16 protein-coding genes are annotated in these 20,574 nt (G+C 38.0%); 5 read left to right on the forward strand and 11 right to left on the reverse strand.

Features of this window, described 5'->3' with window-relative positions:
- Positions 1 to 242 precede the first annotated feature (242 nt).
- Positions 243 to 1,010, reverse strand: coding sequence for a TIGR00266 family protein (locus tag IC610_RS05850; protein ID WP_191735629.1), 768 nt, complete (start codon positions 1,008 to 1,010; stop codon positions 243 to 245).
- An 87-nt stretch (positions 1,011 to 1,097) separates the two neighbouring features.
- On the opposite strand from IC610_RS05850, the gene IC610_RS05855 reads away from it, so the two are divergent.
- A complete protein-coding gene (locus IC610_RS05855; RefSeq protein WP_191735630.1) occupies positions 1,098 to 2,246 on the forward strand; it encodes a methionine aminotransferase in 1,149 nt (382 codons plus the stop codon).
- A gap of 76 nt (positions 2,247 to 2,322) precedes the next feature.
- Here IC610_RS05855 and IC610_RS05860 read toward each other — a convergent pair whose 3' ends face one another.
- The gene (locus IC610_RS05860; protein WP_191735631.1) at positions 2,323 to 3,087 is read right to left on the reverse strand and encodes an SDR family NAD(P)-dependent oxidoreductase; all 765 of its coding nucleotides are present in this window, start codon (positions 3,085 to 3,087) and stop codon (positions 2,323 to 2,325) included.
- Between the two features lie 91 nt (positions 3,088 to 3,178).
- Positions 3,179 to 4,126 (reverse strand): helix-turn-helix domain-containing protein, encoded by a 948-nt coding sequence (locus tag IC610_RS05865; RefSeq protein ID WP_191735632.1) that lies wholly within the window; start codon positions 4,124 to 4,126, stop codon positions 3,179 to 3,181.
- A gap of 272 nt (positions 4,127 to 4,398) precedes the next feature.
- Here IC610_RS05865 and IC610_RS05870 point away from each other — a divergent pair, with 272 nt between their 5' ends.
- Positions 4,399 to 5,274: a hypothetical protein gene (locus IC610_RS05870; RefSeq protein WP_191735633.1), complete on the forward strand. Its 876-nt coding sequence runs from the start codon at positions 4,399 to 4,401 to the stop codon at positions 5,272 to 5,274.
- Positions 5,275 to 5,350: 76 nt separating this feature from the next.
- Here IC610_RS05870 and ychF read toward each other — a convergent pair whose 3' ends face one another.
- The gene (ychF, locus tag IC610_RS05875; RefSeq protein WP_191735634.1) at positions 5,351 to 6,442 is read right to left on the reverse strand and encodes a redox-regulated ATPase YchF; all 1,092 of its coding nucleotides are present in this window, start codon (positions 6,440 to 6,442) and stop codon (positions 5,351 to 5,353) included.
- Between the two features lie 184 nt (positions 6,443 to 6,626).
- The gene (locus tag IC610_RS05880; protein ID WP_056080917.1) at positions 6,627 to 7,178 is read right to left on the reverse strand and encodes a ferritin; all 552 of its coding nucleotides are present in this window, start codon (positions 7,176 to 7,178) and stop codon (positions 6,627 to 6,629) included.
- Positions 7,179 to 7,535: 357 nt separating this feature from the next.
- Between IC610_RS05880 and IC610_RS05885 the strand changes: the two genes are divergently transcribed.
- On the forward strand, positions 7,536 to 8,729 hold the full coding sequence (locus tag IC610_RS05885) for a dicarboxylate/amino acid:cation symporter (protein ID WP_191735635.1): 1,194 nt from the start codon (positions 7,536 to 7,538) through the stop codon (positions 8,727 to 8,729).
- A gap of 311 nt (positions 8,730 to 9,040) precedes the next feature.
- Here the strand turns inward: IC610_RS05885 and IC610_RS05890 are convergent, their stop codons facing one another.
- The gene (locus IC610_RS05890; RefSeq protein WP_191735636.1) at positions 9,041 to 9,430 is read right to left on the reverse strand and encodes a DUF779 domain-containing protein; all 390 of its coding nucleotides are present in this window, start codon (positions 9,428 to 9,430) and stop codon (positions 9,041 to 9,043) included.
- Between the two features lie 415 nt (positions 9,431 to 9,845).
- Positions 9,846 to 11,375 (reverse strand): aldehyde dehydrogenase family protein, encoded by a 1,530-nt coding sequence (locus IC610_RS05895; RefSeq protein ID WP_191735637.1) that lies wholly within the window; start codon positions 11,373 to 11,375, stop codon positions 9,846 to 9,848.
- Between the two features lie 183 nt (positions 11,376 to 11,558).
- Between IC610_RS05895 and IC610_RS05900 the strand changes: the two genes are divergently transcribed.
- Both IC610_RS05900 and IC610_RS05905 read left to right on the forward strand, forming a co-directional pair.
- The gene (locus tag IC610_RS05900) at positions 11,559 to 12,479 is read left to right on the forward strand and encodes an AraC family transcriptional regulator (protein ID WP_191735638.1); all 921 of its coding nucleotides are present in this window, start codon (positions 11,559 to 11,561) and stop codon (positions 12,477 to 12,479) included.
- Positions 12,480 to 12,637: 158 nt separating this feature from the next.
- Positions 12,638 to 16,444: a fibronectin type III domain-containing protein gene (locus tag IC610_RS05905; RefSeq protein ID WP_191735639.1), complete on the forward strand. Its 3,807-nt coding sequence runs from the start codon at positions 12,638 to 12,640 to the stop codon at positions 16,442 to 16,444.
- Positions 16,445 to 16,672: 228 nt separating this feature from the next.
- Here the strand turns inward: IC610_RS05905 and hemL are convergent, their stop codons facing one another.
- The 4 genes from hemL to IC610_RS05925 form a co-directional block, all read right to left on the reverse strand.
- On the reverse strand, positions 16,673 to 17,947 hold the full coding sequence (gene hemL, locus IC610_RS05910; protein WP_191735640.1) for a glutamate-1-semialdehyde 2,1-aminomutase: 1,275 nt from the start codon (positions 17,945 to 17,947) through the stop codon (positions 16,673 to 16,675).
- A 76-nt stretch (positions 17,948 to 18,023) separates the two neighbouring features.
- Positions 18,024 to 19,073 (reverse strand): glucosaminidase domain-containing protein, encoded by a 1,050-nt coding sequence (locus IC610_RS05915; protein WP_191735641.1) that lies wholly within the window; start codon positions 19,071 to 19,073, stop codon positions 18,024 to 18,026.
- A 68-nt stretch (positions 19,074 to 19,141) separates the two neighbouring features.
- Positions 19,142 to 20,044, reverse strand: a complete 903-nt coding sequence (locus IC610_RS05920; RefSeq protein ID WP_191735642.1) for a 1-aminocyclopropane-1-carboxylate deaminase/D-cysteine desulfhydrase — start codon at positions 20,042 to 20,044, stop codon at positions 19,142 to 19,144.
- Between the two features lie 196 nt (positions 20,045 to 20,240).
- The gene (locus IC610_RS05925; protein WP_191736220.1) at positions 20,241 to 20,567 is read right to left on the reverse strand and encodes a hypothetical protein; all 327 of its coding nucleotides are present in this window, start codon (positions 20,565 to 20,567) and stop codon (positions 20,241 to 20,243) included.
- Positions 20,568 to 20,574 lie beyond the last annotated feature (7 nt).

Below are 20,574 nucleotides of genomic sequence, written 5' to 3' on the forward strand. Positions count from 1 at the left end.
AAAATCAGTAAACAGACAAAAATACGACATTGACGAAAAAAATCCGAATTTTTAAGTCATAATTTTCTATGATTTGTAAAAAATAATAAAAAAGGGTTATGTTTAAATTAAATTTAAAAACTCTGCTGAAATTAGCTGTAAGAATTTCTCGTGAATAATTAAAACAGATAAAAAATTTGAAACTAAGCAAAAAAAGACGCAACTTTCAGTTACGCCTTCACATATTTTTTCTGATAAAATATTTACTCTAAAATACTTCCCAGACTGCCTAAAATACCGCCTTCTTCTTTGCGGCCGCTTCCGAACTGCAAAATTTTTCCGGCAAGACGTGAAATGGGTAAAGTTTGAATCCAGACTTTCCCCGGACCTTTCAGCTGTGCAAAAAACAATCCTTCACCACCGAAAAGCGTATTTTTTACGCCACCTACAAACTGAATATCGTAATCCACATTTTTTGTAAAGGCGACGATGCAGCCTGTGTCAATTTTCAGGATTTCGCCAGGCAGAAGTTCTTTTTCCATCACATGACCGCCACTGTGCACGAAAGTCATCCCATCCCCTTCCAGTTTCTGCATAATGAAACCTTCACCACCGAAAAGTCCGGTTCCCAGTTTTTTCTGAAACTCAATACCTACCGAAACCCCTTTGGCTGCGCAGAGAAAAGCATCTTTCTGACAGATCACTTTTCCACCGAGAGCGCTCAGATCCAACGGAATGATTTTCCCTGAGTACGGTGCTGCAAAAGTCACCTGCTTTTTGGTCTTGTCAATGTTGGTAAATACGGTCATAAAAAGGTTTTCACCGGTCAGCATTCTCTTTCCGGCAGAAAAAAGTTTTCCCATCAAACCTTTCTCATTTCCGTCACCAAACATGGTTTCCATTTTTATCCCTTCCGTCATCATCATAAAACTGCCGGGTTCTGCGATAACGCTTTCCTGAGGATCAAGCTCAATTTCTACACACTGCATTTCTTCGCCGTGAATTCTGTAGTCAATTTCGTGATTGTTCATGTTTAATTTTATTCTTATTTGGTTAAATTTTTCTCTCTTTTATTTAAAAATGCCCTAATTTTAGATATTCAAATTAAAAATTGCCCGATGATACAACTTCCTTTATCTAAACTTTCCAATGTTGGAACCACCATTTTCAGCCAGATGACACAGCTTGCCAATGAAAACCAGGCAATTAATCTCTCGCAGGGCTTCCCGGATTTTCCGGCTGATCCTGAACTGCTCAGTCTGGTGGATCAATACATCAAAAAAGGATTTAATCAGTATGCACCGATGGGCGGAATGTTACCTTTAAAAGAAGAAATTGCAAAAAAAATAGAGAAATCCCATCAGGCAGTTTACCATCCGGACACAGAAATAACCGTTACTGCCGGCGGAACTCAGGCCATTTTCACAGCCATTGGAACTTTAGTAAAAGATGGTGACGAAGTAATTATTTTTGAACCCGCTTACGATTGCTACGAACCAACTGTAGAGCTTTTCGGAGGAATTGTAAAGAGATTTAAAATGACAGCTCCCGATTATTCCATAGACTGGAATGAGGTGAAAAAACTGGTTTCCGATAAAACAAAACTGATTATTTTAAACAATCCCAACAATCCGGCAGGTAAGATTTTGAATGAAAAAGATCTTCAGGAACTGATTTCTATCGTCAGGGGAACCTCGATTTTTATTCTGAGCGATGAAGTATATGAAAATATTGTTTTTGACGGCAGACAACATCTGAGCGTTTGTAAATATCCTGAACTCAAGGAAAGAAGTTTTCTCGTCGCTTCATTTGGAAAACTTTTCCATGTCACAGGCTGGAAAATCGGATATTGTGCTGCTCCGAAAAATTTGACAGATGAATTCCGAAAAGTACATCAGTTCAATGTTTTTTCTGTCAACACACCCATTCAATTAGCCTTTGCTGATTACATGAGAAATGAGGAAAATTATTTAAACCTCAGTCAGTTTTTTCAGCAAAAAAGAGATTTAATCCGAAACGGACTTTCGGGAACTTCATTTGAACTTTTGGATTGTGAAGGAACCTATTTTCAGGCTGTGAAATATGATAAAATTTCAGATAAAAAAGATATTGATTTTGCGCATGAACTGACTATAAATCATAAGGTCGCCACGGTTCCGTTCTCGTCATTTTATAAAGATAAACTGAATGAAAATGTGATCAGACTTTGCTTTGCCAAAAAAGATGAGACTTTGGAAAAGGCTTTGGAGAATTTAAGTAAAATTTAAAATAAAAATCCCGCAGATTAAGCAGATAAAAATCTGCTCAATTTGTTTAATCTGCGGGGAAATTTAAATCTTTGATCTAAAAGAACATTCCTCCTGAAACTTCAATTCTCTGAGCCGTGATCCATCTTGCTTCTTCCGTGCAAAGGAAAGCGACTACTCCACCAATATCATCTGGCAAGCCGGCTCTTCCCAGAGCAGTATTATTAGAAACCATCGCATTCACATTTTCATCGTCTCTTGTTCTTCCACCACCGAAATCGGTCTCAATAGCACCCGGAGCAACTGCATTGACTTTAATTTTTCTTGCTCCCAATTCCTTCGCCATATATTTACTCAACTGATCAACTGCCGCTTTCATAGAGCCATAAACTGACGACCCCGGCATTGCAAATCTCGCCAGACCTGACGAAAGATTGATGATTCCGCCACCATCATTCATGAATGGTAAAAATTTCTGAGTCAAAAAGAAAACACCTTTGAAATGAATGTCTACCATATCATCCAGCTGCTCTTCTGTAACATCTGCAATCGGCTGATACAAAGCAGTTCCGGCGTTGTTGATTAAGAAATCAATGTTTCTGCTCCCAGTATTTTCTTCAAGATGATCTCCCACGTTTTGGATGAATTCATCAAATGATTTTACGTCTTTCGTATTCAGCTGAAAAGCAATCGCTTTTCTTCCTAACTTTTGAATTTCAGCAACGGTTTTGTCGGCTTCTTCTTTATTTGAATTGTAGGTAATGATAACGTCCAGACCTTTTTCTGCAATTTTTAATGCAGAATTTTTTCCTAATCCGCGGCTTCCGCCTGTTACTAAAGCAACTTTTGTACTTGTTTCCATTTTTTTATTGATTGTTTTTGATGTTACAAAATTGAGACAATTTCAGGCAGAAATTTTTGTCTTAATCAAACCTAAATTTGCAAAATTCAAATCACATGCGAAATTCCAGCGGGGCAAGTGACGTTTTCTTTTTAAAGAAATTTGAAAAATGGGCAATTTCTTCGAAACCTAAAGCGTAGGCAATCTCAGAAATACTCCAATGGGTTTGTTTTAAAAGGATTTTAGCTTCCTGAATTACCCTTTCGGCTATAATTTCGGTAGTGGTTTTTCCTGTACTTTCTTTCAGTTTCTTATTTAAATAATTAACGTGAACGGCCAGTCTGTCGGCAAAATCTTTCGCAGATTTCAAATGAAGTCTTTGTTCTGAGGTTTCGATCGGAAACTGTCTTTCGAGCAGTTCCAGAAACAGAGAAACCACTCTCATTGAAGAATCATTTGAGGTTGAAAGCTTTGATGAAGGTTGTAATTTTTGTCCGTAATGAATCAGTTCCACCACGTAATTTCTTATTAAATCATATTTAAAAATATAATCAGATTCAATTTCACTTTTAATTTTATTAAATAAAATCTGAATTTCATCAGCCAAAATATCATCAATTTCAAAAACAGGAATGTTTCCTGGCTGGAAAATCGGTAATTCCTGAAGACTGGCGTGTGAAAGGTTTTTAAGGAAAAAATCTTCTGTAAAAACACAGAAAGTTCCAGCCTGATCATCATCTTCCGGTACATAATGATAAGGAACCTTTGGTGTTGCGAAAAGCAGGGCATTTTTCTGAATGGAAATCACTTTGTCTGCATATTCGGCTCTGTTTTTTCCGCGGATCAGACTTATTTTGTAATATTTCCTCCTGTTGTAAGGCATTTCACAAGTCGTACGGAGCCGTTCGATTGTCTGCGCAATATCAAAAACATTGAAGTGACCGATGTCCTTCTGCAGACCTTTTGGAATAAGGGCTGTCACATCTTTTCCCATTTTTACGGCAATTTCTCTGTAAAAATCTTCGAGGGAAGCGTAAGAAGTATGTGCGGATTTTTCCATGATTGAGATTTGTAAAAATCAAATGTAGTGATTTTGATAATATAAGCATCATTTATTATCAAAATGCATTTTCAATCCTTTATTCTGAGAAGGATGATGTGAGTTAGTTAATTTTATTTTGTCAGGAAAAATATTCCCTGATTATTTGAGTTACTTATTTCATTGTCTACAACTTGCTATAAAATTGCTTGATTCAATCAAAAATGCCCCTTTTGGGGGATTTTAAGATCATCTGTTTAATTCTAATTTTATACAATAAAAAATTAATAACTATGAAAACTTTTACCAAAGCATTACTTATTGCTGCATTATCTGCAGGCTGGATTTCAGCATTTGCGCAATTGAATTTTAAAGATGAAAAGCTGAAACTCTTAGATGAATTAATATCCATTTCTAAAAATGATATCAAAAGTGTCCTGAAGGAAAAGGGATATAGCTTAAAAGAATCAGCGGATATGAATGGTTCATCTATGTATCGGTTTGCCAACTCATCAAACAAACAGAATATAGCATTAGCATATATCAACAAAAATAAGCCATACGGAATCACATTGGAAACACAAAACAGTATCTCAGGAGCGGAATCTGAGCTTAAAGAAAATCGTTTTCAAAAGGTTGATAATTCTGATAATGAATATAAAAAAGAAGGTTATAAAAATTTCTACCGTGTATATTCAGATAAAGAAGAAAATTCAATCATGATGCTGACGCAGGAATATTACGAAACAATCCCTTCAAAAAGCGACAGACCTGTTACTTACAGTAAAATGAAAGATTTATTAGGACTCAACAATCAATCCGTGAAAAAATCTCTGAGTAATAAAAAATACTACTATCAGCAAGACATGGACGAAAAAGATGGAAGACTAAATTATGAATACTTTTCTGATCAGGATTTTGATCTGGATGTTAAAATCGCCTTTGATGCAGGAAATTCTGTCGGGATTGAAGTTGATGGAATCACAAAAGAAGAATACAACGCTTTTGAATCATGGGCAAAAACAAATAATTTTATTAAAGGGGAGTCGAGCGGATTAACCACAAAACAGGTTATCTGGAAAAGTAAGGATATGATGGCTGTTTTTAGGTATGCGATAGGATATGGTGATAACACACCCATAAGTATCGGATTGTACAATTTCAATTAAAAATCCGTAAACAAAAAACGCTTCCAAAAGCAATTGCGGAAGCGTTTTCTATATAACTAACTTTTACTAGGTCTTCTTAAACATTGAATCTGAAATGCATAATATCGCCGTCTTTTACGATATATTCTTTTCCTTCAACTCCTAATTTTCCGGCTTCCTTGATTTTCGCTTCAGAACCGTACGTCATGTAGTCATCATACTTGATTACTTCTGCACGGATGAATCCTTTCTCGAAATCTGTGTGGATTACTCCCGCAGCCTGAGGTGCCGTCCAGCCCTGTCCGATTGTCCAGGCTCTGACTTCTTTTACACCAGCTGTGAAATAAGTCTGAAGTTTTAATAAATCATAAGCTTTTCTGATCAGACGGTTTACGCCAGGTTCAGTTAAACCTAATTCGTCAAGGAAGATTTCTCTTTCTTCGAAAGTTTCCAACTCGTTGATATCTGCTTCGATCTGTGCTGCCAATACAACAACCTCAGCATTTTCAGCTTTAGCCATTTCTTCAATTTTAGCGATCCAGTCGTTTCCGTTTTTGATTGAATTTTCGTCTACGTTACAAACATAAAGAACCGGTTTGTTGGTCAACAGCTGAACTTCACCGATCACAGCTTTCATACTGTCATCACTGGCAAATTCTCTCGCGTTTTTCCCATCCTCCAAATGTTTCTGAAGATTCTGAAGCGTTTCGTACGCCAACAAATCTTCTTTTTTACCGGATTTGATGAATTTTTTAGCCTTTTCAACAGCTTTTGCAACCGTCTCCATATCTTTTAACTGAAGCTCGATGTCAATAATTTCTTTGTCACGCATAGGATCCACAGAACCTTCAACGTGAACAATATTTCCGTTGTCGAAACATCTCAAAACATGAATAATCGCTTCACATTCTCTGATGTTTGCCAAAAACTGATTTCCAAGACCTTCACCTTTGCTTGCACCCTTCACCAAACCTGCGATGTCAACAATCTCTACCACTGCAGGAATTACTTTCTCAGGGCTGATGATTTTTTCAAGCTCGAAAAGTCTTTGATCCGGCACAGAAACCGTTCCCAAATTGGGCTCGATAGTACAGAAAGGATAGTTTGCTGATTGCGCTTTTGCATTGCTCAGACAGTTAAAAAGAGTTGATTTACCTACATTTGGCAAGCCTACGATTCCACATTTCATAACGAAATTTTATTTTAAATTATTTAAAATTTAAGATTAAGAATTTAAAATATTCATTGAACATTGAATTTAAAACCTTGAATTTTAAGTGTGCAAAGATAAAGAAATAATACAGAGAATCATAACAAAAAAAATCTGCCAAAAACTGACAGATTTCCGTGAAATAATATTATCACATTATGTTTTATGGGTTTGGCCCTGTAGCGTCCTGCGCCAGCTCGGCATCATCCGGAAGCGTTTCCAAAGTCTTGTCAAGCGTGAATAATGATTCGTCACTTGCTCTGTCTCCACCAGCGATTTTTAATTTATCGATCAGATTCATTGCAAATGTTTCTTCCTCGATCTGTTCTTTTACAAACCACTGAAGGAAATTCCACGATGCCCAGTCTTTCTCATCAAATGCGATATTTACGAGATTATAGATTGCTGTTGTGTTGTCTACTTCATGCTGAAAAACAAGATCAAAACAGTTGGTAAGGCTCGTTGGCTCAGCACCCGGAGATTCCAGTGCTGTAATTTTAGGTTTACCTCCTCTGCTGAGGACGTATTGCATAAATTTTACTGCGTGATCTCTTTCTTCCTGCGCATGACGGAAAAGGAAATTTGATATTCCACCATACCCTTTGTCGGCTGCCCAGATTCCGTATGAAAAATAAACTCTTGACTGTAAATCTTCTGTATTCATCTGGTCACTTAAGGCCTGCTCGAGTCTTGGTGAAAGTCTGTTGGTATTCATAATTGTATATTTTTTAGTGATGCCTAAAGAGATACAAAAATAGTTCCGTGAAAGTGTTTTAAAGCGAAAAGGCTTAATTTATAGTTATTCTAAAAAGTAGTTCTGTTGATCCATCTTTAATTACATCAAAATTTCTGCAGATTGATACCACAAAGTTTTTCACTTAAGTTGTTTTAGTTTTCGCGAATTGCAAAGCTTAACTAAAAGAGATTTTAAAATAATTATGGAAAATCAATTTTACAAATCTACTTTTTCACTCTTTATTGTGAAGACTGAAAAGATTTCATTTTAAATTTAAATGTAGACAATCCAGAAGAATAGATTTTATTGAATTATATTTGAATAAAATCACCAGAAATGCAACAGGTCTTAAAAAATTATTCGGGAATTCTGCTTTTACTTTTCGGAATTACGGTCGGCAGCATCATCGGAATTGTTGCACCCAATATTGTGGATTACCTCAAACCATTAGGTGATATTTTTCTGAATTTACTTTTTGTAAGCGTTGTTCCTCTGGTATTTTTCGCGGTTGCCAATTCCATCGCTTCCCTTGAACAACAGTCGAAATTTGGTAGAATTATGCTGATCATGGGTTTTACCTTTCTCTTTTTCATAATTACAGCAGCGGTTTTCACGATCATTGTTGTTTATCTTTTTCCGGTTTCGGGAGTTTCCGGAAGTAAGGAGATTGTGGAGGAAGCCATCGATAACGACAGTTGGGGAAACAGAATTGTAAGTTTTTTTACTGTGGGAGAATTCACCCAGCTATTCTCAAGACAGAATATGCTCGCACTTCTTATTTTCTCGTTTATGACTGGATTTTCGGCAAGGAAAGCCGGCGAAAAAGGACAGCCATTCAGATCGTTTATCGCATCTGGATATGAAGTGATGAAAGAATTGCTGTTGATGATTATGAAAATTGCACCGATTGGTTTGGGTGCTTACTTCGCATACCAGGTCGCAACACTGGGACCTCAGCTTTTCGGATTTTATGCGAAACCGCTGGGACTTTATTACATTGCAGGAATTGTTTATTTCCTGATATTCTTTTCCCTTTACGCTTTCATGGCAAAAGGTCAGAATGGAGTGAAAAGTTTCTGGACAAACGCCATTTATCCAACATTAACAGCCTTAAGTACCTGCAGTAGTTTTGCCACGATGCCCGCAAATTTACAGGCTGCGTCGAAAATCGGAGTTCCTTCCAACATCGCCAATCTGGTAATTCCTATTGGCACCACTTTGCATAAAAACGGTTCGTCGATGTCATCCATCATTAAAATTTATGTTGCTTTTTTAATTATAGGAAGAGACTTTTTTGATCCTATGAATTTACTTTTAGCTTTAGGAATAACAGTCTTTGTAAGCATTGTTGCAGGAGGCATTCCCAATGGTGGGTATATTGGCGAAATGCTGATGATTTCTGTCTACCAATTGCCACAGGAGGCAATTCCGGCAGTGATGATTATCGGGACGCTGGTAGATCCATTGGCATCTGTGTTGAATGCAGTGGGACAGCTGGTGGCGTCGATGTTTGTGAGTAGGTTTGTTTAAAATGCGAATCGCACGAATTTTTGACGAATCTGACTAATAGATGAGCGATGGATGCATGTATTAAAACAAATTCCACGAATGTTTTGCACGAATTATCTGTGAAAATCTGTGAAGTCTGTGCGAAAAAAATCAGCGCACGGACTTCACAGATTTTCACGGATTATATTCAAATTGAGTGTGAAAATTTTATTGAACCACGTTACGGTTGTGATGAGGAGTTTTCGGCTTATTCAAAATGACTGTAATTTGTGGTTATGATACATAAATCTTCGAGATAGTATCTGTGCAATTCGTGGGAAAACAATCCATTGCTATTCACTCCGCTTTACTTCTTCCAGATTCTGCAGTTCTTCTGGTGTGAAAAGTCTGTAATGCACTTTGAATGTTTTTCCCAAAGGTGTTTCCAGAGAAAATCCGCCGGGCCCGAAGCCTTCCAGTACATCTAAGGTGAAATGCGAGTACTGCCAGTATTCGAAGAGATCGCGGTCGATCCAGAATTCGTGGCCGTTGATGGTGCCGATCATGGCATCGTTCATTCTCGGGAAATAGCCTCCTTTTTCAAAACATTGTGGCTGAGTGCCTTCGCAACAACCTCCGGCCTGGTAAAACATGAGATCACCGTGTTTTTTTTCCAGTTCCCAGATCAGTTCGAGGGCTTTTTCTGTAACTGAAAGTCGCGCTATTTTATTCTGCGTTTCCATTTTTAATTTTAATTAAAGTTAAAAAAAAGTCCGGCGAAATTTGTCGCCGAACTTCAACCAAGTCTATAATTTAAGCTGCAGTGATGCTGCACGTCTGAAAAATTATTTCAGTTTAAAAATCTTGCCAAGATTTAAAATCATAACAAGGCTTGAATATTAAATATTTCACTGTTCTTTTAAAAAATAGAAATCAATGCTTTTCCGTTTTAAAAATAATAGTGAAAAGAAGATTTCCTCCCGCGTGAGGGATAGGAAGGGCGGCGAGGAACGAGCCGGTACGCAGCAAAGCGGAGTACCGAAACGAAGTGGAGCCCTGCATAGCCCGACCCGCTTGCATTGGTGGGGGAACGCTGGCAGGGTTCCGAACCCTGCCAGCGTTGTGGGTTGGCCATGCAAAGGGGCACGCCCAAATGATCTAAAAGAAACCTAATTTGTTTTTATTGTAAGAAATCAACATATTTTTTGTCTGACGATAGTGGTCGAGCATCATTTTGTGATTTTCCCTTCCGATTCCGGACTGCTTGTATCCTCCGAAAGGAGCACCTGCAGGGTATGCATGATATTGGTTTACCCAAACTCTGCCTGCTTCAATGTGGCGAGGAATGTTGTACAGCTGATGCGCATCTCTTGTCCAAACTCCTGCTCCTAAACCATAAATGGTGTCGTTGGCAATTTTCAGAGCTTCTTCTTCGTCTTTGAAGGTGGTAAATGCCAGAACAGGACCGAAAATCTCTTCCTGGAAGATTCTCATTCTGTTGTTTCCTTTGAAAATGGTCGGCTGGATGTAGTATCCTTCTTCCAGACCTTCTCCTACTTTGTTGACATCTCCTCCTACAAGCACTTCTGCCCCTTCTTCTTTCCCTAATTTAATGTAAGAGAGAATTTTATCTTTCTGAATCTGCGAAGCCTGAGCTCCCATCATTGTTGTTTTATCCAGCGGATTTCCGACTTTAATAGATTTTACTCTTTCAATTACCTTTTCGATGAAGGCATCTGCAATATCTTCCTGTACCAGAAGTCTTGACGGGGCGGTACAGATTTCACCCTGATTTAAAGCAAATAAAACTGCTCCTTCAATCGCTTTATCCAAAAACTCATCATCAGCATCCATCACGGAACTGAAGAAGATGTTTGGAGATTTCCCACCTAATTCTAAGGTTACCGGAATGATGTTTTCTGTTGCGTACTGCATTACCAGACGACCCGTTACTGTAGAACCGGTAAATGCCGCCTTATTCACTTTAGGATTGGTGACCAAAGCCCTTCCCAATTCTGCTCCGAAACCGTTGACGATGTTCACAACGCCCGCAGGAAGAAGATCGCCAATTAATTCCATTAAAACCAAAATTGAAATTGGTGTACTTTCAGCCGGCTTCAAAACCACACAGTTTCCCGCAGCCAAGGCCGGAGCCAGTTTCCAGACTGCCATTAAAATCGGGAAGTTCCACGGAATAATTTGTGCGATTACACCAAGCGGCTCATGAACGATAAGTGATACGGTATCTTTATCCAGTTCGTTATGTGATCCTTCTTCTGCTCTGATTACTGATGCAAAATATCTGAAATGATCAACCGCCAGAGGAATATCTGCAGCCAAAGTTTCTCTTACAGCCTTACCGTTGTCAATGGTTTCAACCGTAGCGAGGTATTCTAAATTCTCCTCAATTCTGTCTGCAATTTTGTTTAAAATAATACTTCTTTCCGTTGAAGAAGTGTTCTTCCACGTTTTAAATGCTTCGGTAGCTGCATTAACGGCCACTTCCAGATCTTCTTTTGAAGAATGTGCGGCCTTGGTAAAATTCTTACCGTTTACCGGCGAAACCACGTCAAAATATTTTCCGTTTACAGGCGACGTAAACTGACCGTTGATATAATTGTCATACTGACTTTTGAATTCCGGCCACTGTAATAATGTTTCTGATTGATTTTGTGTTGATGTACTCATTTTTATGTAAGATTTTAAATTTCTGTTTAGCCAAGTTACACTGATGAATTTTATCTGAATAGCAAAATCGTGCAAAAAAACTGTAAAATCATGCAACGAATAAAATTTTATGCTTTACTTAACATTTGCCTTAATTATTAAATTTTTATCTTTGAAACAGAGCACACACCAAAAATCATGATAATGAACGATCATAAATACTTATTGCAAGAGCCTGAACTGAAAGAAGAAAACAAGCTGATAACACTGGTTGAAAATCAGACAAAATTCAATCTGAGGAATTGTGAGTTCAGTATTTATGAAACCCACAAATCTGCTTTTAATGTAAAACTGCATTTTGATACAATTGCTTTCACGGCAATGCTCAGAGGCAAAAAGCATTTAAAACTGGAGAGCAAAAATCAGTATTTTGATTACTTCCCGGGAGAAAGTGTGCTGGTTTCGCCTGGAGAAACGATGGTGATTGATTTCCCCGAAGCCGATGAAACGCCTTCACAGTGTATTTCTTTAAGTTTAAATTCTGAGTTTATTGAAGATTCTTTAAATCATTTAAACTATCACCTTCCGAAAACAGATGAAACCTCAAACTGGAATTTAGATTTAAATGAATATTTTCTGTTTAATAATCAGTCTTTAGCTTCAGCAACCAACAATATTATGAGAATTGCGATGGACGACAATTCGCAGAAAGATATTATGGCAGATTTTGCTTTGAAAGAACTGCTCATCCGTTTAATGCAGACGCAGGCTCGCGGAATGGTTGAGAAAAATGTGGCTAAAAATAAATCGAGAATTGGATTTGCCGTAGATTATATCAGAAAAAATCTTCACCAGAAGCTTTCGGTGGATGCTATTGCTAAACTGGCGTATGTGAGTAAATCTAATTTCTTCAGGATGTTTAAAGATGAACTTGGAACTTCGCCTAATGATTTTATTCTGCAGGAAAGAATCAGCAAAGCAAAAGAACTTTTGGCCACTCAGAACAGCATTAAAGAGACTGCTTTCCAAACTGGTTTTTCTGATGCAAATTACTTTAACAGAGTATTTAAGCAACTCGTTGGTGACACACCTAAAAATTATCAAAAAAAATTTACTTTTCTCTAAATGTTATTTTCTGAATAACAAATAAATTAATTACGTACTAAATTCCAAATAATTAACAGCCATTTAAGAATAATTCTTCAAGGGTAAAGAAAGTGTTCAATTTTCTAATTGATTATTTTTGTTTTGATAAATAATAATTCAAAAATAATCGTACAATCATGAAGAAATTTTTTACTTCATTTATTTTTCTGTGGCTGGTATCACAGTTGGGAATTATGAGTCATCTAAAAGCTCAGACACCTGCTACGATACCTTACACGCAGAATTTTAACTCAGCAAACGATTTTACGTTTGTGAATGGTACCCAAACCAACAAATGGGCATATGGAACTGCAACTGGAAATACAGGAAGTTCTATCTATATCTCCAATGATAACGGTACGGCAAACGCTTATACTGTAAATTCTACTTCAGTTGTTCAGGCTTACCGTGAAATTACTGTACCAGCAAATACTACTATTGCCACATTATCTTTCGACTGGAAAGGTATAGGTGAAGGTTTTACAACTACCAACTATGATTATCTGAGAGTCTGGCTGGTACCTGCGACTTTTACTCCTGTTGCAGGGACACAGATCACAGCGGGAGCAGGGAGAATCCAGTTGGGTGGAAATATGAACAATCAGGCGACGTGGCTGAATTATTTAAATTCAGGTTTAAATTTAAGCAGTTTCGCAGGTTCTACGATGCGACTTGTTTTCGAATGGAGAAACGATTTTTCATCCGGTACTCAGCCTCCGGTTGCCATCGATAATGTTAATCTTTCGATTCCTTCATGTGTGATGCCAACTGCTTTGGCAGTGAACAATATCACACCAAATGGAGCAACCATCAGCTGGACAGCACCTACACCAGCGCCTGCAAACGGCTATCAGTATTATGTTACTACAACCAATACTGCTCCGGTTGCTACAACACCTCCTTCAGGTACTTCTGCTTCAACGTCAACGATTCTAGGCAGTTTGAATCCAAATACTACATACTACTTTTGGGTTCGTTCAGTATGCGGTACAAGTGATCTAAGCATATGGACACCCGGACCGTCATTTACAACGCCTCAAATTCCTGCAACAATTCCTTATACTCAGAATTTCACAGGGGGAAATGATTTCGCATTTGTAAACGGAACTCAGACCAACCAATGGGCATACGGATCTGCAACAGGAAACACAGGAAATTCAATTTACATTTCCAATAACAACGGTACTGCGAATGCTTACACAATTGGTTCTACATCAGTAGTACAGGCATTCCGTGATATCACTGTACCGGCAGGTACTACAATTGCCAATTTATCTTTTGACTGGAAAGGTATTGGCGAAGGGTTCACAACAACCAACTATGACTATCTCAGAGTATGGTTGGTGCCAATAACATTCGTTCCTGTAGCTGGAACACAGATTACCGCTGGAACAGGAAGAGTTCAGGTAGGCGGTAACATGAACAATCAGGCAACATGGGCTAATTATTTAAATTCAAATTTAAATATCACCTCTTTTGCAGGATCAACAATGCGTCTAGTTTTTGAATGGAGAAATGACAGCAGCGGTGGAACTCAGCCTCCAATGGCTATTGATAATGTAAATATATCAATCCCATCCTGTGTTATTCCTACTGCTTTGGCCGTAATTACAGTGACAGCAAACGGTGCTACAATAAGCTGGACTGCCCCAACTCCGGCGCCGGCAAACGGATACCAGTATTATGTAACGACTACAAATACTGCCCCTACTCAGACAACGCCTCCAACAGGCAACACAAATGCGACTTCAGTAACTTTGGGAAGTTTAACACCGAATACAACTTATTACTTCTGGGTACGTTCACGTTGCAATACTACCGATTACAGCTTGTGGACTGCAGGACCTTCATTTACAACAACGCAGATTCCTGCGACAATTCCTTACATTCAGGATTTCTCGGGTGCGGTTGATTTTGGATTTACCAACGGAACTCAGACCAACAAATGGGTTTCCGGTTCAGCAACAGGAAATACAGGTAATTCTATCTATATTTCCAACAACGGAACCGCGAATGCATACACCATCAGTTCAACATCTGTGGTACATGCCTACAGAGATATTGCAGTACCTGCGGGAACTACAGAAGCTCAGTTTGGTTTCGACTGGAAAGCAGGCGGAGAAAGCACTTATGACTATTTAAGAGTTTGGTTGGTGCCAGCTTCTTATCAGCCGGTGGCAGGAACTCAGATTACTGCAGGAACAGGAAGAATTCAGATTGGAGCAAACTATAATCTGCAGACTGCATGGCAGAATTTCCTTAATCCAGCCTTAAACATCGGCAGTTTTGCAGGATCTACAATGCGTGTAGTATTTGAATGGAGAAATGACGGAAGTGGCGGAGTACAGCCGCCGGTAGCTGTTGACAATGTAAAATTACTGGTTTGTAACAATGCAACACCAACAGTAACTGTAGGAACAATCACTCAGAATTCAGCAGTTTTAAACTGGAATCAGGATATCAACGGAGCAACTTACGAGATCAGATACAGACCTTTAGGAAGCACAGCGTGGCAGACTCAGTCTGTTGGTGCAGCTCCATATCCTGCAGCAACGAATACTTTTACATTAACCAATTTACTTCCTGCGACCGAGTATGAAGTGGAAATTGCTGCAGTATGTAAAAATGTACCTGGTGTTTATTCACACAATACATTTATTACAAGATGTGATCCTACTCCACCGAACGTTACAGTGACCAATATCACCTCAACTTCTGCATTAGTTACCTGGAATCCTCTGGCAGTAAATGGTACGTACCAACTGCAGTGGAGAGAAGTGGGAACAGCAGTGTGGAACACGCCGACAATTCCTCAGCCGCCTGCAAACTCTTATGTTCTTGACGGATTAAGTTCTTATAAAACTTACGAAGTTATGGTAAGAAACACATGTATTGGAGAGACAACTCCAAACCCGTGGTCAAATGCGCAGGTATTTACAACGGTCAGAGTTTGCGAAATTCCGCCTCCGGGATTAACGATTACTCAGCTTAACCCAACTTCGGCAGAAGTAACCTGGGAAGCTTACACAGGAACCGGAGCTACCAACAGTTATGTTTTAAGATACAGAAAAGTTGGAATTCCGAGCTGGACAAATATCACTGTTAATAATACGACAACATACACGATTACCGGATTAGTGGAATTAACAAAATATGAAATGCAGGTTGCAAACGTTTGTACCGGAACTCCTGGAAACTTTACACCGTTGTATTATTTTACGACTCCAACGGTAGTATACTGCCAAATGTCTTCAACAAATTCTACAACAGAATACATCAATAAAGTAAGCGTAACGCCTTATCAGAGTGCAGCAAAAGAAAATGCTTCAGGACCTTCAAACTATACAGATTTCACAGGAGATACTACAAAGTATATTACTTTAATTCAGGGATCTCAGGGGAATGTTGTTAAAGTTGATAAAACTTCTGCATCCGGTTCAAATACAGGTGTTGCTGTATGGATTGATTTCAACAGAAACGGATATTTTGATGTGAATGAAAAAATCCTTTCTAACGGTCCGAACAGTCAGACTTCTGTAAGTGCTGCATTTACCGTACCTGAAGATACTTTTGTGAGCAGTACAGATTACAAATATGTAGTAATGAGAGTGGCAATGCAGAAAGATGGTGTTCCTGTAAACTGTACGAGCTTTGCAGATGGTGAAGTTGAAGATTACACGGTAAGAATTCAAAAGAAACCGATTGTAAATGCTTTAGACCAGACTGAAATTATTTTATATCCAAACCCTGTAAAGACAGTGCTTAATATAAAAAATATCAGTGTAAAAGCTAACTATAAAATTTACAGTACTTCAGGACAGCTTGTTTCTTCAGGAGTAATTGTCAACAATAAAATTGATGTATCAAGACTGATCAACGGTCTTTACGTTATTGAAGTTGTCGATGGGAATACCACTGTTCAGAAAAAATTCATTAAAGAATAATCATTATTCAATCTAAATAAAATAGCCGCCGTAAAAAGCGGCTATTTTTTTGCACAAAAAAAGATGAAGACAACCGACTTCATCCTACTTCATTTATGAATTTCAGTTTAAATCTTCAGTTTTATGAACGGTTTAAATACAATAGCCGCCGTAAAAAGCGGCTATTTTTTTGCACAAAAAAAGATGAAGCCAACCGACTTCATCTTTTTTTATATCTGAATTTCAGTATCAAAAAGTTCTTACTGCATCCAGTGTCATATTGATTTCTTCATCTCGAATAGCATCACTGATAAAATAAGTTTCATACCCACTCGGCGGAAGATAAATTCCGTTTTCAAGCATGTGATGGAAGAATTTGTTAAATGTGTAATGATTTGCTTTCTGTGCATCATCAAAATCTGAAACCTTATCTGTATCAAAGAAAACCGACATCATCGATCCTTTTCTGTTGATCGTATGGTGAATTCCCTTTTCAGTTAAAATCTTACCTATTTCAATATCTAAAACTTCAGTAGTTTCTTCAAGTCTGTTGAAAAATTCGAAGTCATTTTTGATAAGCTGAAGCGTTTTCAAACCAGCTCTCATCGCCAATGGATTTCCGCTCAAAGTTCCGGCCTGATAAACGCCGCCTTTTGGTGCAAGATGATCCATAATTTCGTTTCTTCCTGCAAAAGCACCAACCGGCAGTCCGCCTCCAATTACTTTTCCGTAAGTCACCAAATCAGCTTTTACATTAAATAATTCCTGTGCACCGCCAAAAGCCAGTCTGAAACCAGTCATCACTTCATCAAATATCAGTAAAGATCCGTTTTCGTCACACAGAATTCTCAGTTTCTGGAGAAAATCATTTTCAGGCAATACACAACCCATATTTCCGGCAACCGGCTCGATGATGATTCCTGCAATTTCACCAGGATTTTGTTTAAATAATTCTTCAACCTGTTCAAAATCATTATATCTCGCCAGCAAAGTATCTTTTGCTGTTCCTGCAGTAACTCCAGGTGAATTTGGGTTGCCAAAAGTTGCAGCACCACTCCCCGCTTTTATTAAAAATGAATCTGAGTGACCGTGATAGCAGCCTTCAAATTTCACAATTTTATCTCTTCCCGTAAAGCCTCTTGCCAGTCTTACGGCACTCATACACGCTTCCGTTCCTGAAGAAACCATTCTGATCTGGTCAATATTCGGAACATTTTCTGTGATGAATTTTGCGATTTCTGTTTCCAATTCTGTGGGCGCACCGAAAGAAAATCCTTTCTCAGCCTGAATTTTGAGTTCCTCTAAAACTTCCGGATGCGTATGCCCTAAAATAGCCGGTCCCCACGAGTTGATGTAATCTACGTAAACATTGTCGTCGGCATCTGTAAGGTAAGCTCCTTTTGCAGATTTCATAAAAACAGGAACGCCGCCAACAGATTTGAAGGCACGTACAGGCGAATTGACTCCGCCGGGAATATATTGGTAAGCTTCATCAAATAAAGCTGAACTTCTCTGGTATCTCATTGATTGTTGGGTGATAGATGTTTGTGTGTTAGATGCTGGGTGTAGGATGTTGTATGTTAAAAACGCTCCCTTAAAACTAATTTCTAGGCTTTTTTGCAATCAGATAAATCAGCTGACCGGCAGAAGGTTTCTGGCCTTCATCCATTCTGTTTTTTGCGTAAAGTTTATTGAGTTTAATTCCGAATTTCTGGGCAATGTCGTGCATATCTTCGGAATATTCAGCTTTGTAGATTGCTGTGTTTCCATCTGAATTTTTAGATTCAAGAAAGATAATTTCGTTTTTATTTAATTGATTGGTTTCCAATTCATTCCATTTCATCAGTTTTTCTTCACTGATTTTAAATTTACCGGCTATAAACTGAATATCTGTATCTTCAGGAATCACTACATATTTCAAACCTCCGTTCGGATGGCTTTTGATTAAAATAGAATTCAGAATTTCTGATTTGGTTTTTACACGTTCCTTTTTGGGAGCTTCAGCGTAAACTTTTTTAGGAGCCGGTGCAGGCTTTGAAACTTTTTTCTTTTCAACCGCCTTAGAAGATTCCAGACTTGCCATATATGCCTGATCATCTTTCAATCCGGGATACATTTTAAGAATAGCAAAATTAACTTCTTTAGAATTCACCTGATCAAATTCGTACAATCTGTACTTTTCAATTTTGCTGATGAGAATGCCTGCATATCTTGGGTTTGTGGCGTAACCTGCTTTTTTAAGACCATGGGCCCACGCTTTGTAATCTTTCATATCGAGATTAAAAAGATTGGCGTAATACTTTCTGGTGGCTAAAAAAACTGAGTGATCTTCATAAGACTGCCTTGGGTCATCATACACTCTGAAACACTCATTTGGAGCGTCATCGGTATGTTTCATCGTCTTGCCGGTCCATTCTTCCTTACACTTTATTCCAAAATGATTTTTTCCTTCCTGAGCAAGCCGGCTCTGTCCGCCACCCGTTTCCAAAAGCCCCTGTGCAAGCGTGATTGAGGCAGGAATTTTATATTTTTCCATTTCCTCTACTGCGTATTGGGCAAATTTCTGGATGTACTGGTCATCATTCGCCCAGGTTTGGGCTGAGAATTCAGATAAAACTAAAAGGCTTACGACGGTGAAAAGTCTTTTCATCTTACTATTTTTAATGTTTAAAAGAAATATGGAACACAAAATGTGTTTCCATTTTTTCAAATTTAAATTTATATAATCAAATTTCTGTTCTGTTTCTGCAGAAGCAAGTTTGCTCCTTCAATTCCCTGCAAACCACCGGTGTGAAAACAGAGAATTTTGCTTCCCTCCGGAAAATAACCTGCATCAATCATTTCAAAAACTTTCTGCATCATTTTTCCTGTATAGATCGGTTCCAGCGGGATTTCATATTTTGCTTTAAAGTCGTTGATAAAACGTACGTTTTCGTCGTTTATTTTACCATAACCTCCAAAAGCAGCATCGGTTAGATGAAAATTTCTTTTTGATGTTAATTTTGAAATCTTTTCTTCCAAAGAATCATCTTCAACTACTTTAAAACCTATAACTTCCTGATTGTCTTCACAAAACTCTGAAAGTCCTGCAAGGGTTCCTCCGGTTCCGACTGCTGTGCAAAGATAATCAAAATCTTTTGTATCGTTATTGAGCATCATTTTAATGCCCTGTACAGCGTTTCTGTTGGTTCCGCCCTCGGGAATAATCAGTGCTTCTGGAAATTCCTGTTTTAAAAATTCTGTAAGTTTTTCTTTGTGGCGGTATTCTTCACGGGTAACGAATTTCAGATTCATCCCGTTTCTTTTTGCATAAACCAAGGTAGGATTCTCCTTCCATTTTTTCCCGATTTCCTCTCCCCGGATAATGCCTAAAGTTTTTAAATTAAACTGATTCCCAAGAGCAGAAACTGCTGAAATATGATTAGAAAAGGCTCCCCCAAAAGTGATGATTAGAGGATTTTCAGGTTTCAGATCTAAATAATTATTTATATTAAAAAAAAGTTTCCAGTGTTTGTTTCCGGAGATTTCGGGATGAATGAGATCTTCCCTTTTCATAAAGAGCTTCACCTTTTTTTCTATCGGAATTTCTACTATCGGAATCTGTATTTCGGGAACTTTCATTAATGCAAATTTCCTTAATTTTTTTTTTAAAATTAAAATGACCTTACTTTTTAAACATCGTACAAAGATCAGCACTACTTTGTCATTCGGCAGCAATCTAAACTTCTATATTTTAAGTTACCTGAGATTTTTATTTAATGACAGACAAAACTCTCAAAGAAATTAGCTTATCATTATTTATCAATGTGAATTACGATTAAATATACTTCCAGAAACCCCAGAATTTTCTTTTTTTCAGATAATTCATATCACACTCCATGGCATAGGCTTCACGCTCAAAAGATATTCTCCGGTACGCTTTATGGCTGTTTTTTAATTTGAAAAGCCAGAAGTAGTACTCAAGCAGATAAGCAATGTAAAAGAAAATAATAAGCAACTCCAATTGCTGTCGCAAATGAATTTTTTCATGGTTGATCAGTATTTTATTTTTCTTATCTTCGGGATTCCTAATAAAAATAAATGGAAAAAGTGTTATGCCACTTATTTTCAAGCGTTTTAAAGGTTTTTGGCACACAATTATCATAATTACA

The sequence above is a fragment of the Chryseobacterium caseinilyticum genome, from assembly GCF_014837145.1.
GTDB classification, from domain to species: Bacteria; Bacteroidota; Bacteroidia; order Flavobacteriales; family Weeksellaceae; genus Chryseobacterium; species Chryseobacterium caseinilyticum.

Bases quoted from the DNA above. Each gene is read 5' to 3' on its own strand.
- IC610_RS05850 (WP_191735629.1), bottom strand. From the start codon at position 1,010: ATGAACAATCACGAAATTGACTACAGAATTCACGGCGAAGAAATGCAG.
- IC610_RS05855 (WP_191735630.1), top strand. From the start codon at position 1,098: ATGATACAACTTCCTTTATCTAAACTTTCCAATGTTGGAACCACCATT.
- IC610_RS05860 (WP_191735631.1), bottom strand. From the start codon at position 3,087: ATGGAAACAAGTACAAAAGTTGCTTTAGTAACAGGCGGAAGCCGCGGA.
- IC610_RS05865 (WP_191735632.1), bottom strand. From the start codon at position 4,126: ATGGAAAAATCCGCACATACTTCTTACGCTTCCCTCGAAGATTTTTAC.
- IC610_RS05870 (WP_191735633.1), top strand. From the start codon at position 4,399: ATGAAAACTTTTACCAAAGCATTACTTATTGCTGCATTATCTGCAGGC.
- ychF (WP_191735634.1), bottom strand. From the start codon at position 6,442: ATGAAATGTGGAATCGTAGGCTTGCCAAATGTAGGTAAATCAACTCTT.
- IC610_RS05880 (WP_056080917.1), bottom strand. From the start codon at position 7,178: ATGAATACCAACAGACTTTCACCAAGACTCGAGCAGGCCTTAAGTGAC.
- IC610_RS05885 (WP_191735635.1), top strand. From the start codon at position 7,536: ATGCAACAGGTCTTAAAAAATTATTCGGGAATTCTGCTTTTACTTTTC.
- IC610_RS05890 (WP_191735636.1), bottom strand. From the start codon at position 9,430: ATGGAAACGCAGAATAAAATAGCGCGACTTTCAGTTACAGAAAAAGCC.
- IC610_RS05895 (WP_191735637.1), bottom strand. From the start codon at position 11,375: ATGAGTACATCAACACAAAATCAATCAGAAACATTATTACAGTGGCCG.
- IC610_RS05900 (WP_191735638.1), top strand. From the start codon at position 11,559: ATGAACGATCATAAATACTTATTGCAAGAGCCTGAACTGAAAGAAGAA.
- IC610_RS05905 (WP_191735639.1), top strand. From the start codon at position 12,638: ATGAAGAAATTTTTTACTTCATTTATTTTTCTGTGGCTGGTATCACAG.
- hemL (WP_191735640.1), bottom strand. From the start codon at position 17,947: ATGAGATACCAGAGAAGTTCAGCTTTATTTGATGAAGCTTACCAATAT.
- IC610_RS05915 (WP_191735641.1), bottom strand. From the start codon at position 19,073: ATGAAAAGACTTTTCACCGTCGTAAGCCTTTTAGTTTTATCTGAATTC.
- IC610_RS05920 (WP_191735642.1), bottom strand. From the start codon at position 20,044: ATGAAAGTTCCCGAAATACAGATTCCGATAGTAGAAATTCCGATAGAA.
- IC610_RS05925 (WP_191736220.1), bottom strand. From the start codon at position 20,567: ATGATAATTGTGTGCCAAAAACCTTTAAAACGCTTGAAAATAAGTGGC.